18 protein-coding genes are annotated in these 13879 nt (G+C 70.9%); 7 read left to right on the plus strand and 11 right to left on the minus strand.

Annotation, left to right across the window (positions count from 1 at the left end; all coding sequences use genetic code 11):
• Positions 1–29: 29 nt before the first annotated feature.
• Positions 30–848 (plus strand): SDR family oxidoreductase, encoded by an 819-nt coding sequence (locus ET445_RS03585; RefSeq protein WP_129188911.1) that lies wholly within the window; start codon positions 30–32, stop codon positions 846–848.
• A gap of 6 nt (positions 849–854) precedes the next feature.
• A complete protein-coding gene (locus tag ET445_RS03590) occupies positions 855–1622 on the plus strand; it encodes an SDR family oxidoreductase (RefSeq protein ID WP_129188913.1) in 768 nt (255 codons plus the stop codon).
• Positions 1623–1683: 61 nt separating this feature from the next.
• Here the strand turns inward: ET445_RS03590 and ET445_RS03595 are convergent, their stop codons facing one another.
• Positions 1684–2427 carry an SDR family oxidoreductase gene (locus ET445_RS03595; RefSeq protein WP_129188915.1) on the minus strand — a complete coding sequence of 248 codons (744 nt, stop codon included), beginning with the start codon at positions 2425–2427 and terminating at the stop codon, positions 1684–1686.
• A 130-nt stretch (positions 2428–2557) separates the two neighbouring features.
• Entirely contained in the window at positions 2558–3517 is a 960-nt protein-coding gene (locus ET445_RS03600; RefSeq protein ID WP_129188917.1) for a quinone oxidoreductase family protein, read from the minus strand.
• Between the two features lie 76 nt (positions 3518–3593).
• Between ET445_RS03600 and ET445_RS03605 the strand changes: the two genes are divergently transcribed.
• Positions 3594–4205, plus strand: coding sequence for a TetR family transcriptional regulator (locus tag ET445_RS03605; RefSeq protein WP_129188919.1), 612 nt, complete (start codon positions 3594–3596; stop codon positions 4203–4205).
• Between the two features lie 71 nt (positions 4206–4276).
• Here the strand turns inward: ET445_RS03605 and ET445_RS03610 are convergent, their stop codons facing one another.
• The 4 genes from ET445_RS03610 to ET445_RS03625 all read right to left on the minus strand — a co-directional run bounded on the left by ET445_RS03610 (position 4277) and on the right by ET445_RS03625 (position 6889).
• Positions 4277–4654 (minus strand): fluoride efflux transporter FluC, encoded by a 378-nt coding sequence (locus tag ET445_RS03610; RefSeq protein ID WP_129188921.1) that lies wholly within the window; start codon positions 4652–4654, stop codon positions 4277–4279.
• On the minus strand, positions 4651–5163 hold the full coding sequence (locus ET445_RS03615) for a fluoride efflux transporter FluC (RefSeq protein ID WP_208008522.1): 513 nt from the start codon (positions 5161–5163) through the stop codon (positions 4651–4653). The genes ET445_RS03610 and ET445_RS03615 overlap by 4 nt, the downstream gene beginning before the upstream one ends.
• Positions 5160–5669 carry a universal stress protein gene (locus tag ET445_RS03620; protein ID WP_129188923.1) on the minus strand — a complete coding sequence of 170 codons (510 nt, stop codon included), beginning with the start codon at positions 5667–5669 and terminating at the stop codon, positions 5160–5162. Before ET445_RS03620 ends, ET445_RS03615 begins: the two co-directional genes overlap by 4 nt.
• Before the next feature lie 176 nt (positions 5670–5845).
• Positions 5846–6889, minus strand: coding sequence for an SDR family oxidoreductase (locus ET445_RS03625; RefSeq protein ID WP_129188925.1), 1044 nt, complete (start codon positions 6887–6889; stop codon positions 5846–5848).
• A gap of 49 nt (positions 6890–6938) precedes the next feature.
• Here ET445_RS03625 and ET445_RS17535 point away from each other — a divergent pair, with 49 nt between their 5' ends.
• Together ET445_RS17535 and ET445_RS03635 are read left to right on the plus strand one after the other, a co-directional pair.
• Entirely contained in the window at positions 6939–7544 is a 606-nt protein-coding gene (locus ET445_RS17535) for a TetR/AcrR family transcriptional regulator (protein WP_208008526.1), read from the plus strand.
• A 48-nt stretch (positions 7545–7592) separates the two neighbouring features.
• Positions 7593–8033: a hypothetical protein gene (locus tag ET445_RS03635; RefSeq protein ID WP_129188927.1), complete on the plus strand. Its 441-nt coding sequence runs from the start codon at positions 7593–7595 to the stop codon at positions 8031–8033.
• Here the strand turns inward: ET445_RS03635 and ET445_RS03640 are convergent.
• The 3 genes from ET445_RS03640 to ET445_RS17125 form a co-directional block, all read right to left on the minus strand.
• The gene (locus ET445_RS03640) at positions 8002–8454 is read right to left on the minus strand and encodes a hypothetical protein (protein WP_243695458.1); all 453 of its coding nucleotides are present in this window, start codon (positions 8452–8454) and stop codon (positions 8002–8004) included. The two genes, ET445_RS03635 and ET445_RS03640, sit on opposite strands and share 32 nt — an antisense overlap.
• Before the next feature lie 64 nt (positions 8455–8518).
• On the minus strand, positions 8519–9376 hold the full coding sequence (locus ET445_RS03645; RefSeq protein WP_129188929.1) for a universal stress protein: 858 nt from the start codon (positions 9374–9376) through the stop codon (positions 8519–8521).
• Between the two features lie 18 nt (positions 9377–9394).
• Positions 9395–10219 (minus strand): universal stress protein, encoded by an 825-nt coding sequence (locus ET445_RS17125; protein WP_165314283.1) that lies wholly within the window; start codon positions 10217–10219, stop codon positions 9395–9397.
• A 157-nt stretch (positions 10220–10376) separates the two neighbouring features.
• Here ET445_RS17125 and ET445_RS03650 point away from each other — a divergent pair, with 157 nt between their 5' ends.
• Together ET445_RS03650 and ET445_RS03655 are read left to right on the plus strand one after the other, a co-directional pair.
• Entirely contained in the window at positions 10377–11540 is a 1164-nt protein-coding gene (locus ET445_RS03650; RefSeq protein ID WP_165314284.1) for a GAF domain-containing sensor histidine kinase, read from the plus strand.
• Complete coding sequence (locus ET445_RS03655; RefSeq protein ID WP_129188933.1) at positions 11537–12181, plus strand: response regulator transcription factor; 645 nt, start codon at positions 11537–11539, stop codon at positions 12179–12181. Before ET445_RS03650 ends, ET445_RS03655 begins: the two co-directional genes overlap by 4 nt.
• Positions 12182–12205: 24 nt before the next feature.
• Here the strand turns inward: ET445_RS03655 and ET445_RS03660 are convergent, their stop codons facing one another.
• Both ET445_RS03660 and ET445_RS03665 read right to left on the minus strand, forming a co-directional pair.
• A complete protein-coding gene (locus ET445_RS03660) occupies positions 12206–12628 on the minus strand; it encodes a pyridoxamine 5'-phosphate oxidase family protein (RefSeq protein WP_129188935.1) in 423 nt (140 codons plus the stop codon).
• Between the two features lie 80 nt (positions 12629–12708).
• The gene (locus ET445_RS03665) at positions 12709–13725 is read right to left on the minus strand and encodes a magnesium and cobalt transport protein CorA (protein WP_129188937.1); all 1017 of its coding nucleotides are present in this window, start codon (positions 13723–13725) and stop codon (positions 12709–12711) included.
• Positions 13726–13879: the final 154 nt, after the last annotated feature.

Below are 13879 nucleotides of genomic sequence, written 5' to 3' on the forward strand. Positions count from 1 at the left end.
GGGCCGCGCCCGCAGACGGAAGGCACATCATGAAGATCGTCGTCATCGGAGGCACGGGCCTCATCGGGTCGGGCGTCGTCGCGCACCTCGTCGAGCACGGCCACGAGGCGGTCGCGGCGTCGCCGAACTCGGGCGTCAACACGATCACGGGCGAAGGGATCGCCGAGGCGCTCGCGGGCGCCGACGTCGTCGTGGATGTCTCGAACTCGCCGTCGTTCGCCGACGACGATGTGCTGGCCTTCTTCACGACCTCGACCTCGAACCTGCTCGCCGCCGAGCGGGAGGCCGGCGTCGCGCACCACGTCGCACTCTCGATCGTCGGCACCGACCGCCTGCCCGACAGCGGATACCTGCGTGCGAAGGTCGCCCAGGAGCGGCTCATCGAAGACGGCGGCGTGCCGTACACGATCGTGCGCGCCACCCAGTTCTTCGAGTTCGCGGCGCGCATCGCCGACGAGGCGACCGTCGACGGCACAGCCCGTGTGTCGACCGGCATCATGCAGCCGATCGCCGCCGCCGAGGTCTCGGCGGCCGCCGCACGCGTCGCCGAAGAGCCCGCCGTCGGCGGGATCGTCGAGATCGGCGGCCCCGAGCGCATCCCCATGGACGAGTTCGTGCGCCGCATCCTCGCCGCGCGCGGCGACGCACGCCCGGTCGTCTCCGACGCCGACGCGCCGTACTTCGGCACGGTGCTGACAGGCGACGAGCTGAGCCCCGGTGCTGGCGCGCGGCTTTCGGCGCTCACGTTCGACGAGTGGCTCGCGAGCCCGGCCGCGACGCCGCCGGCTGCTGCTCCGGCTCCGGCTCCGGCTCCGGCTGCGGCTGCGGCTGCGGCTCCGGCGAAGTAGCCGATCATGCGCATCGTGGTCGTCGGCGGCACGGGCCTCATCGGCTCGAAGGTCGTCGAGCAGTTGCGGGCGACCCCGCACGAGGTCGTCGCCGCGTCGCGGGCGACGGGCGTCAACGCCTACACCGGCACGGGGCTCGCAGAGGCGCTCGACGGGGCATCCGTCCTGGTGGATGTCTCGAACTCCGACTATCTCGACGAAGCCGGCTCGCTCGACTACTTCGACACCGAGACGCTCAACCTCTTGACCTACGGCGCCGCCGCGGGTGTGCGACACCACGTCGCGCTGTCGATCGTCGGCACCGATCGGCTCGCGGCGGGCGGGGGCGGATACTTCCGCGGCAAGCAACTGCAGGAGCAGCTCATTCGCCGGTCGGGCCGGGCGTTCAGCATCGTGCACTCGACGCAGTTCTTCGAGTTCATCCCCCGCATCGCCGATGCGGCGCTCGATGGGCAGCACACGAAGGTCGTGCAGACGCTCATGCAGCCCATCGCGGGCGACGACACGGCGGCGGCCGTCGTCGAGGCGGCGCTCGGCTCGCCGACCGGGGGCACCGTCGAGGTCGCCGGCCCCGAGCGGGCGCCGCTCGCGGACTTCGTGCAGCGCTGGTTCGGCCGCGGCGACCACGTGCGCCCCGTCGAGGTCGACCCGCTCGCCCGCTACTTCGGCAGTCGGCTGCGCGACGGCGACCTGCTGCCCGGACCCGATGCCCGGCTTTCGACCCTCACCTACCGCGACTGGCTCGAACGCGAGACCGCCTCGCATCCCGTGTGATCGGTGCAGGGCAGCGGCCCGCTGATCACTGACGGAGCGTCGACCCCCGGGCGGCGCTCCGTCAGTGCGCCGCGAGCCACTCGGCGAATCGGATCGCACCGTGCCGTGCCGCCGGCCCTGGGAGGAGTTCGTTCCCCGTCAGCAACGCCCCGAAGTAGCGGGCGCCGGGGTCCACGACGATCCGACGGGAATCGCCCGCGACCTCGAGCGCACGTCCGACGAAGTCGGGCAGGCGAAGGACCTCCGGTCCGCCGACTTCGATCGTGCCATCGAGCGGCCCGGCCTCGAGCGCTCGGAGCAGTTCGGCGGCGACATCGTCGGCGGCGATCGGCTGGTCGGGCACGTCGGGCAGTCGCACCTCGTCACCCCGAGTGGCCGAGGCGGCGATACCGGGCGCGAACTCGTAGAACTGGGTCGCGGCGACGATCGTGAACGGCCGTCCCGACGCCCGCACGAGCTCCTCTTGAGCGACCTTCGCCTGCAGGAACCCCGCGCCTGGCATCCGTCTCGCAGCGACGACCGAGAGCGTGACATGGTGGGCGACGCCGGCCGCCGCACCGACCGCGAGCAATGTGCGGGTGCCGGCCGTGAAGAAGGCGAGCGCGTCCGCGGGAACCATCGAGGGCGATCGTGAGACGTCCACGACCGCGTCGGCTCCGGCGAGCGCGGAGTCGACCCCCGCACCGGTGACGATGTCGACTCCGGTGCGCCGTGACACCGCGGTCGCGTCGTGGCCGGCCGCTCGGGCGATTTGCACGAGTCGCGCTCCGATGCGGCCGGATCCGCCGATCACCGCAATGCGCATTTCCCGTCTCCCCTCCGATCGTTCGGCCGAGCGCGATCCCGACCGGGGCGACCGCCGCGCAGGCGACGAGCGCTCCGATTCCATTCAACCGCGCCGCCCGCCGAGGCCTCTCTCCTCGATCCGACCTCGCTCAGTCGGGCACGATGACGAGCCGCTTCCCGCGCAGGTCGGTGCGCGTCCAGGCCTCCTCGATCCGGCTCAGGGGCATGGTGACGACGTCGATCACGAGCTCACCGCTCCGCACCCAGTCGACGATCTGCTGGTAGGCGGCGGCCATGCCCGTCGCGAGGTTGCGGGAGGCGCCGAAGATCTCGAGGCCCGAGGTGCGGAGCGCGTCCGCCGAGAGCTGGAGCGAAGCGCCCGCGGATTCGCCGATCTGCACGAGCCGGGTGGGCTTGGGCATCGCGAAGCTCTCGGGCGTGAGCGCGCGGACGAGCAGTTCGGTCGGTCTGCCCCAGAGGTAATCGACGACCACGTCGTAGCCGTCGCCGGCGTGCTCGCGGTAGGCCTCGATGAGGTCGGCATCGTCGACCGCCGTGTTGATGACGGCGTCGACGCCGAGGTCGGTCAGCTCGCGGAGGGCATCGTCGTCGCGCCCGGTGGCGACGATGCGTCCGGCGCCGAGGAGTCGGGCGACCTTGACGGCGAGGCGTCCGGCGACGCCCGTCGCCCCTTGGATCAGCACGGTCTCGCCCTCGACGAGCCCGCCGGCGGTACGCATGCACATGGCGCTGATCGCCGACGACAAGGCCGCGGCGACGGGCGGTTCGATGCCCTCGGGGATCGGCGCCGCGTGCGTCGCGGGCACGGCGGCGTACTGGGCGAGCGTTCCATACGGCGGGGTGACGCCGCCGAAGCCGACGAGCGTTCCGTCAGGCAGCCGGCCGATGCCGTCGAAGCACGGGATGGCGGGGAGCGCGGCCTGGAACGGCCCCGACGTGTAGTGGGTGCCGGCGACGATCGCCTTGTCGACGTTCTCGACGGCGACCGCCTCGACGGTCACGAGGACCTCGCCTTCCCCGACTTCGGGGTCGCGAAAGTCCTGGTAGCGCGGGATACCGCCCACGCGATCGACGACTGCGGCCTTCATGTCGACTCCTTCTCTAACGGTGTTAGAGAGATACCATACATCGAACAGTGTTCGAGTGCACACGTGAGGAGCGACCGTGGCGTTGGATCGGCAGCAGATCGTCGACGAAGCGCTCCGCCTGCTCGACGACGAGGGCCTCGACGCCCTCAGCCTCCGCACCCTCGCCAGCCGCCTGGGCGTGCGCGCGCCAACGCTCTACTGGCACGTCAAGAGCAAGGCCGAACTGCTCGACGCCCTCGCCGACGCGATCATGGACGAGGCGATCGGCGCGCTCCCCCAGGCGGCGTCCGCCGACGGCTGGGCCGGATGGCTCCTGGCCGCTCTCTCCGCGCTGCGCGCGGCCCTGCTCCGCCACCGCGACGGCGCGCGGGTCGTCTCGGGCGCGCGGCTCGCGTTACGCCGCGCCGACTTCTCGGAAGCTGCGATGTCGACACTCGTCGCCCACGGCGTCGAACTCCAGCGCGCGCGACTGACCGTGCTCGCCGGCGAGCGCTTCACGGTCGGCTACGTCCTCGAAGAGCAGGCGCCCGTCGACCCCGCGCAGCAGCCCCCCGACCTCGGCGAACTCCAGCGGCGCTTCCCGGTCATGACGCGGGCCATCGGCGAGTACTTCTCGACCGGCCGCGGCTCCGACGACCTCTACCGCGACATCGCCCGCCTCATCCTCGGCCAGGCCGCGCGCGGCTGACCGCGGCCGGGAGCGCGAGTCGGGTGAACCGTGGGGCCGACCGATCTCGGCTTCGGCCGACCCCACGGGGCTTAGAGGAACAGTCCGAGCGCGATCCCGCCGAAGGCGGCTGCGACGCACGCCACGAGCACGCCGAACCCGTTGAACAGCGCCGCGCGCCACCGTCCCTCTTGCGCGAGGCGCACGGTCTCGACGCTCGCCGTGCTGAAGGTCGTGTAGCCGCCGAGCAGCCCGACGCCGACGATCGTGACGAGCCCTGCGGCATCCCGCCCGCTCGCGAAGCCGACGAGCAGGCCGAGCGCGAACGAGCCCGTGAGGTTGATGATCGCCGTTCCGAGCGGGAACGCGATCCGCGATCGCGACTTCACGACGCCGTCGACGAAGAACCGCAAGGCCGCGCCGACTCCGCCCGCGAGGGGCGCGATGACGAGGGGCAGGATGTCGCTCATGCGGCCTCCCCGTCGTCGAGGGCGGATGTCTCGGGCCCGGCGTGTGCGCCGGCTGCGGCCCGCTCCGGCGCCCGTCCCGCGCTCCGCGCGACGAGCAGGATGCCGGCGATGCTCGCCGCGGCCCCGACGATCACCGTCCCGAGGGCGTACACGGCGGCCCACAGCCAGTCGTCGGCGCGGAGGAGCTGCGCGGTGTCGACGGCGAGCGTGCTGTACGTCGTGTATCCGCCGAGCACGCCCGTGCCGACGAACAGCCGCACGGCCCGCCGGCGCCCCTCGTCGGGGCCGCGCTGCGCGAGTGCTTCGAGCAGTGCACCGAGGATGAAGGCGCCCGTGACGTTGATGCCGAACACCGCGATCGGGAACACGCCGAGGTGCGGAATCACGAGGGTGAGCGCTTCGCGCACGCCCGCGCCGATGACGCCGCCGAGCGCGACGAGGCCGAGGAGCCGCCACTGGAGATGGGCCGGGCGGCTCGTGGCCGGGCGGCTCGAGATCGGCCCGCTCACGACTCGGTTTCCCAGGGCAGTGCGGCCTCGAACCCGACGGGCGCGAGCGGCACGATGAGGATCGGCCGATGCTGCCGATGCGCCAGGTGCGCGGCGACCGACCCGCCGAAGAACTCGTGCAATGTGCCGCGCAACCCGGGCTCGCGCGTGCCGACGACGATGAGCATCGCGTCGACGGTGTCGGCGAGTTGGGCGAGCGCGCGCGCAGGGTCGCCGGCGAGCGCACGCGTCTCCCAAGAGACATCCGTCGCTTTCAGCAGGTGGCCGAGGTGCGCTTCGAGCGCCGGATCGAAGGAAGCCTCGCCCGCGTCGGCCTGGTCGGGGTCGATGGGGATCGACCGCGTCGAGCCGTCGGTGTATTCCTCGACCGTGTACCGCGTGAGGTCGACGCTCGCACACACGAGATTGGCGCCGAGTCGAGCGGCGAGCGCGGCCGCATGCTGCACGACGGCATCGGGTTGGTGCGGCGCGATGCCGACGACGATGGTGGGCGGGGTTTCGGGCACGCTTCTCCTATCTCGGGCATGACGAATTCACGAGATAGGGACTGTTGTCGATCGCGGTCTTCCGAGCGCTGTCGAGGTTTGGGTACGGCGAGCCCCACCGCCAGCACCGGAGTGCTGATGTCAGCATGCCAGATCGGCGTCGCCTTCGGAAACCCGTCGCCGGTCGGAGCGCTCCATCACGGGACATCCCGTGGACCGACGAGACCGAACTCGACGAGACTCGTCGCCGAGTCGACGATCGTGTCCTGCCACGGGCGCGGATGCCATCCGAGCTCGCGCTGCGCCTTCGCACTCGTCGCGGTGCGGCGCTGACCGAGGAGGGGCACGAGGTCGCCGACCTCGGGCGAGAACCGGCCGACCATTCGCACGAGCCAATCAGGAAGTGTCCGGGTCGGCACCTTTGCGGCGGCGCCGCCGAGGCGACTTCGAAGCACCTCCGCGATCTCCGACATCGACACGGGTCCGTCGCCCCAGGCGATGAAGCGCTCTCCGGCGGCATCGGGCGCTTCGAGGGTGCGGACGTGCAGGTCGGCGACATCGCGCACGTCGACGATGCCCATCCAGAGGTTCGGGATGCCGGGCATGCCATCGAGCAAGCGCTTCACGAGACCGAGCGACGACGTCGCGTCGGCGCTGAGTGCGGGACCGAAGACGCCGGCCGGGTTGACGACGGCGAGCTCGAGGCCCCCGCCTTCTCGGTCGACGAAGTCCCACGCCTCGCGTTCGGCGAGCGCCTTCGACTTCACGTATGCGCTCATCGGACCGCCTCCGACGACCGTCCAGTCGGTCTCGTCGAAGGGTTCCGCACGTTCGGGGTGACCGTAGTAGACGGCGCCGCAGCTCGAGGTCGCGACGACTCGGCGCACGCCGGCATCGCGTGCGGCGCGGAGCACTCGGAGGGTGCCGTCGACGGCCGGTCGGATCACGGCGTCTTCGTCGCGTGTGGCAGTGAGGGGGGATGCCACGTGCAGCACGCCGCTGCATCCGTCGAGCGCATCGCTCCAGCCGTGGTCGTGGAGGAGGTCGGCGATGACGAATTCGAGGCGGTCGTCGAGGACGTCGACGGATGTCCCGGCGCGGGCCACCGCAGCCCGCACGGCGTCTCGCTTCTCGAGCGTGCGCACGGTCGTGCGCACGCGGTATCCGCGGTCGAGAAGGGTCGCGATGCACCATCCGGCGATGTAACCGGTTCCCCCGGTGACGAGGACGAGGTCGGACATGTGCTTCTCCATTCATTAGCCATGCGGCTAATGAGATAGCATAGCGCGCGTGACGACCACACGTGCCTCGCAGGCCGAGCAGACCCGGGCGACGGTGCTATCGACCGCCCGGCGGCTCTTCGCCGAGCGGGGGTACGACGCGACCTCCCTCCAGGAGATCGCCGACGCCATGGGCGTGCGCAAGGCGAACGTGTACTACTACTTCAAGACCAAGGGCGCGATCCTCCGCGAACTGCTCACCGCACTGACCACACCACTGCGCGAACTTCTCGACGAGCTCGAGACGGTCGAGCCGTCCCTTCGCCCCGCACGCCTGGCCGCCGGCTATGCGCGCGCCACCGTCTCCGCATACCGAGGCGAGGGCCCGCTGAACCTCGGCGATCCGAGCCTGCAGCGCGACCCCGAGGCATCCGCGATGCTCGACGCTCTCGCCGAACGCGCGCTGCAACTGCTCTTCGGCGACGCTCCCGCTCCCGCTCAACGTGCCGCGTTCTGGCTCGCGCTCGACCTCGGGCCTGTGCTCCGCCGCTTCCCCGAACTTTCCGACGCCGACCTCGTCGAACTCGTCGAGCAGTTGCTGCTCCGCGTCGTCGGCGATGCGCGCTCACCCGATCGAGCAGGAATCGAGAAGCGCCCGGCCGAGGCATCCGAATAGCCTGACGTCAGGCTTCCGAACTCCGGAAACTCTCGAAAGGGGAACATCATGGCCGGCACCGGCACATCAGAGGGACTGAGCGCCGAAGAGCGCGCCGCCGTCAAGCAGCGCGCGAAGGAACTGCGCGACCAGGAGAAGGCGGGCAAGAGCCGCGCCGCCGGCGAGAAGCAGGTGCTCGACGCCATCGCAGGCCTCGAGGGCAGCGACAAGTCGATCGCCGAGGGCTTCTACAAAGCGGTGTCGGATGTCGCGCCCGGCCTGCTTCCCAAGACGTACTACGGGTTCCCGGGGTTCGCGAACACCGAGGGCAAGATGGTCGTCTTCATGCAGCAGGCGTCGAAGTTCAAGACCCGCTACGCGACGATCGCGTTCGAAGACCGCGCGAACCTCGACGACGGCGACCTCTGGCCCGTCGGATACGCCGTGCTCGCTTGGACCCCCGAAGTCGAGGCGCGGGTCAGAGAACTCGTGACCCGCGCGGTCGGCTGACGCCTTCCGCGGTAGCGCGCTCGAACTGCTGACCGCCCGGCTTCCGCCACGGCAGGAGGCCGAGCAGCAGCAGCACGAACCCGAGCTCGAGGCATCCCGCGGCGAAATACATCGCCTGCAAGAAGCTGAACGGGATGATGATCATCTGCACGAAGATCCAAATGAGGGTCACGTATCCCGTCGCCGCGGCGATGAAGAGGGCCGCCGGGACGCGTCGGAGGAGCGCGACGAACGCGGCGACGTGCACGCCGCCGAGCCCGAGCGCGAGAATGATCCCCGGCACGAGGTAGCTCGCGAACGGAGAGCCCTCGAGGTACTCGGGAGCCGGATTCAACACGCTCGCCGTCTCGGGCACGAGCGCACCGATCATGAGTCCGACGCCGCCGGCTGCGGCCGTGACGGCGACGAACGCCTGCACCACCAACAGGGCGATTCTGACCCAGTTGCGTGATTCCATCTCGCTCAACTCCCTCTGTCGGGTCTGCCTAGTCGGGCAGCACCACGAGCACCGGGACCTTCGCCCGGAGCAAGAGCTCGTGGCTGACCGATCCGAGCAAGAACCGGGCGACCGCGGACCCGCTGTGACTGCCGACGACGACGGCCGACGCCTGCTCGGCGGCATCGAGCAGCACGTCCGCCGGCCGCCCGTGCACGAGCTTCGCCTGCGGGGTCACCTCGTACTCCTCGGCACCCTCGACGACCGCGGCGAGCGTGTCGCGGTGCATCTGCTCGTACTCGGCGAACTCGCCCTCGTAGCTTTCGAGCTCGGCCTCCCACATCGAGGGCGCCAGCCACGCGTGCACGAGGGTGAGCGTCTCGCCCTTCGCCTCGGCGAGATCGGCGGCGACGCTCACGACCTCTTCGCCCGGCAGCGACCCGTCGACGCCCGCGACGACGCCGAGACCGGCGCCGGCCGTCGTTCGCGTCGCGCCGGCCCCTGCGCCGGCGCCCGTCGGCACGACCGCGACCGCGCCGCCCGTGTGCGAGCCGGCGAGCCGAACGCCCGCCGACCAACGGCCAGACCGCTCGCCGTCACGTCCGACCACGACGAGGGTGCCGCGCCCGAGGTATGAGCGGAGCACGTCGACGACGGGTCCGATCTCGGTCGCGGTGTCGACCTGCAACGAGGGATGCGCCGCGCGCACCCGCTCGGCCGCCTCGATGAGCTCGACCCGGTGGCCGGTGCGTTCCGATGTCGCACTGAGGTATTCGCTCCCGCTCTCCCGGTCGCGCTCGATATGCACGATCAGCAGACGCGCGCTCCCCGCGTGTTCGGCCGCCCAATCGAGCGCGCCGTCCGAGTCGGGAGACCCGTCGAAGCCGACCACGATTCGCTCGAACATGTCCGTTCCCTTTCGTTCTCAGACCTCGCCGCCGGCCCGCTCGTGCCCGTTCTGGAACGGGACGATGAGCGCGGGTCCGCGGAGGTTCATCAGCAGGTCGGCGCTCGCCCGGCCGAGCGGCCGGTACCCGTGGGCGCCCGCCGCGGTCGGCCGGCCGACGACCGTCAGCACGGCCTCGCCCGACATGACCGCGAGCGCTTCGCCCGGGGCCGCGCCCGACCGCTGCTGCGACACCCCCGCGGGCGAAACGAGCGATTCGGCGAGCCGGGTCGCCCGATCGAGCGGCCACTCCCCCGCAGCCGCCGAGTGTGCGAACGACCGCACGAGCACGAGCGGCTCGTCGGTCCGGATCGACTCGGCTGCGGCGGCCCGCACGACCACGTCTTCGCCGGCTTCGCCGCCGATCCCGACGATGATCCCGGTGCGCTGCCCGCCCGATTGCGCGGGCACGACGGCGACGGGCACGGGCGACAGTGCGGCGAGTTGCAGGGCGCGCGATCCGAGGGCGAGGCCGTTGAAGACGCCCACTTTGTGCGTGCCGATCACGACGACCGCGTAGTCCTTCGCCTCGATCGCGAGGGTCAGCATGGGCGCGCCGACCGCGACCTCGGCGTGCACCGGCACGGCGTCGGCGATCGCCCGCGCAGAGACGAGCTCGTGCTCGATGAGGGTCGCGGCACTGCTGCGGAGTTCGGCGAGCCCGGAGGCGCCGACCGTCCCCCATTCGTCGTCGACGACGAAGAGGAGCGTCACGTCGCCGCCGCCCTCGCGCGCCCGTTCGATGCCCCAGGCGATGGCGGCACGGCTCGCGATGGAGCCATCGATCCCGATGAGCACTCGCATCTCGACCACCTCGACGTCGTCGGCCTCGGACGACCCTCGGCCTGTGATTCCCACGATCCGCGGCGCCGAGGCATCCGACCGGGACGTTGGTCCCACGGGTCTGCCGCCGCCCCGATCCTGCGGTGATACTCTGCGGCTGTCATCACCCGGAGGCACGATGTCGGATCGCTCGATTCGCGACGAGGGCCGGCTGCAGGCCCTCCTGCGGGCGACGCATGCCGTCGTCGAACTCGATGAGGTTCCCGTCGTGCTCGAACGCATCGTGCGGGCGGCGGTCGAGCTCGTCGACGCGCGGTACGGCGCGCTCGGGGTGATCGCGGCCGACGGCGACGGACTCGAATCGTTCGTCCACGAGGGCATGAGTGAGGCGGATGTTTCGGCCATCGGCCATCTCCCCGAGGGCCGAGGTGTGCTCGGGGCGCTCATCGACGACCCGCATCCGGTGCGTTTGCGCCACATCTCGGAGCATCCGCGGTCGGTCGGCTTCCCCGAGGGGCACCCGCGCATGGAAGCCTTTCTCGGCGTGCCGATCCGCGTGCGATCCGAGGTCTACGGCAACCTCTACCTCTCGAACGCGCGGCGCGGGTACTTCACCGAAGAGGATGAGTCGCTCGTCACGGCGCTCGCGGCGACCGCCGGATTCGTGATCGCCAACGCGCGTCTCCTCGAAGAGACGCGCGAGCAGCGTCAGCACGCGCTCCTCGTCGAAGACCGCGCGCGTATCGCGCGCGACCTGCACGACCACGTCATCCAGCAGCTGTTCGGCACGGGGCTCGAGTTGCAGACGATCGCCGAGTCCGTCGACGACGAACGGCTCGCCGCACGCATCCGCCAGGCCGTCGGAACGCTCGACGAGACGATCCTGCAGATCCGCACGATCATCTTCGCCATGACGCCGCGACGTGCGAGCGGCGAATCGCTGCGGCATCGCGTCCTCGATATCGCGGCCGACTGCGGCGGCGGGATGCCTCGGCCGATCGCCGTGGCGTTCGAGGGGCCGGTCGACCTCACTGTCGACGGATCGCTCGCCGACGACGTCGCGGCGACCGCACGCGAACTCCTGACGAACGCCGTGAGGCACGCGTCGGCGAACGCGATCCGGGTCACGGTGACCTCCGACGATCGCGGCGTCGGGGTGCGCGTCGACGACGACGGGGTCGGCGTGCCCGCCGCTGTGCCGCGGAGCGGGCTGGCGAACGTCGCCGACCGCGCAGAGGCCCGGGGCGGCCGGTTCGAGATCGACTCAGAGCCCGGGCGCACGACGGCGACCTGGTTCGCACCGTTCGACGAGTCCGCCTCGCACGAAGGGGCAACCCGATGACCCGCGTCTTCCTCGTCGACGACCACGAGATCGTGCGCCGCGGCGTCGCGCAGCTCCTCGACCGCGAGCATGACCTCGAGGTCGTCGGTGAGGCGCCCAATGCCGAGCGCGCGCTCGCGCGGATCGCGGCGCTCGAACCCGATGTCGCGGTGCTCGACGTGCGGCTGCCCGACGGCGACGGCATCACGCTGTGCCGGGACATCCGCTCGCGCTTCCCCGACATCCGCTGCCTCATGCTCACCGCCTACGACGATGACGACGCGGCGACCGCAGCGGTGCTCGCCGGGGCATCCGGCTACGTGTTGAAGACGATCGCCGGAACCGGACTCGTCGACGCCGTGCGCAGCGTGGCCACCGGCCGTTCGCTGCTCTCGCCGACCGTCGCGTCGCGCCTGCGGCCGCCGACCGAACCCGACGAGCACGACGATCCGCGCTTCGGCTCGCTCAACCTGCGCGAACGGCAAGTGCTCGCACTCGTCGCCGAAGGGCTCACGAACCGGCAGATCGGCGACCGGCTCTCGCTCGCCGAGAAGACCGTGAAGAACTACGTGTCGGGGCTCATGCGCAAGCTCGGGGTCGAGCACCGCACGCAGGCGGTCGTGTACCAGCTCGGGCGGCAGGCGCCGCCTGCGCACAACTAGGCGAGCCGCTCGCCGCCGCGCGATTCACCGCTCGAACGCGCGCCCCGTGACCTCGCTCGGGATGATCCGCACCCAGCGGTCCTTCTCCTCGGGCGCCCACGGCGTCACGCCGAGCCGCTCGGCTTCGAACACCTCGGCCTGCCGGTCGAACTCCTCGGCGTCGCCCTTCACGACGACGCTGAACGCCTCGGTCTCCGACGCACCGTCGACCTCGAACGCGACCCGATGCCGGATCGTGAGCTCGAGCAGCTTGGTGCCCGGCGCCGTGCGGAACACGATCGTGCCGTCGCCGACCGCGTGGTTCACGGGGAAGATGTCGACCTCGCCCGCCGCCGTCGCGGCGATGCGCCCGTAGGGCGCCGCAGCGATCCGCTCCCAGCACTCCGCCTCGTCGAGCTGGCGCGTCGGGGGCCGCTCGCGGACGGTGTCGTTCAGGGTGTCGTTCATGACGGCTCCTTCCGTTCGCCCTCCTTCCAGTGTCGCGGCGGGAGGGCGAACGGGGAAGGACGAAAGTCACACCGGCACGTTCAGAGCCACCTCTTTCGCTTGAACACCCCGTACAGCCCGACGCCCATGCCCACCATGAGCAGCAGCGCGAACGGGTACCCGAACGCCCAGTGCAGTTCGGGCATGTGGTCGAAGTTCATCCCGTAGACCGTGCCGACGAGCGTCGGCGCGAACAGGATCGCCGCCCACGACGTGATCTTCTTGATCTCCTCGTTCTGCGCGAGGTTGAACTCGGTCATCGCGCGCATCTCCTCGTTCTGCTGCTGTGCGACGAACGTGGCGCGCGCGTTGAGCGCGTTCTCGAGGATCGAGCGGAACGCGCCCGCCCGCTCGACGACCCGCAGCGTGTGGTCGAGCACGTCGCGCAGGTGGTGCTGCAGTTCGGGATCGACGAGGTACTTGTCGGAACCGCGCAGGAGCGCCTCGAGCATGCCGACGAGCGGCTTCGTCGCCCGCTGGAAGTCGATGACCTCGCGCGAGAGCGCGAAGATGCGTCGCGAGACGCCTTCGTCGCCGTCGAAGAGCTTCTCCTCGATCTCGTCGATGTCGTTCTCGAGGCCCAGGATGACGGGCGCGTACCCGTCGACGACCGCGTCGACGATGGCGTACAGCACCGCTTCGGGTCCCATCGCGAGGAGGTCGGGGGATGCCTCGAGCCGTCGCCGCACGGCGGCGAGGTCAGGCGACTCCGCGTGCCGGAACGTCACGACGAAGTCGGGTCCGACGAACACGTGCAGTTCGCCGACCTCGACCTCTTCGGTCGCCTCGAGGTAGCGCGCCGGCCGCAGCACGACGAACAGGGTGTCGTCGTAGCGCTCGAGCTTGGCGCGCTGGTGGCCTTTGAGCGCGTCCTCCACCGCAAGCGGGTGCAAAGAGAATTCGGATGCCACGGCGCGCACTTCTTCTGAAGTCGGCCGGTACCACCCGCTCCAGGCCATCCCGCTCCGGTCGTGCATGACCTCGCAGGTCTGCTCCGGGTCGGCGGGTTCCTCGGTGCGTCGTCCGCCGACGTACACGGCGTTGTCGATCAGGGCCATGGTGTTCACCTCGATTGCTCGCGTCGAAGCGACGCCCGCAGGGTCAGGGCCCATCGGGTGCGGGGCATCGCAGGGGGCGCGCGTGCTCGCGCGCACTGCGCCACCGCGCGCTCGCGGACGATCAGTGCATCGAGATGCCGACCGCCGAAGGCGT

This window comes from Agromyces protaetiae, from assembly GCF_004135405.1.
GTDB lineage: Bacteria > Actinomycetota > Actinomycetes > Actinomycetales > Microbacteriaceae > Agromyces > Agromyces protaetiae.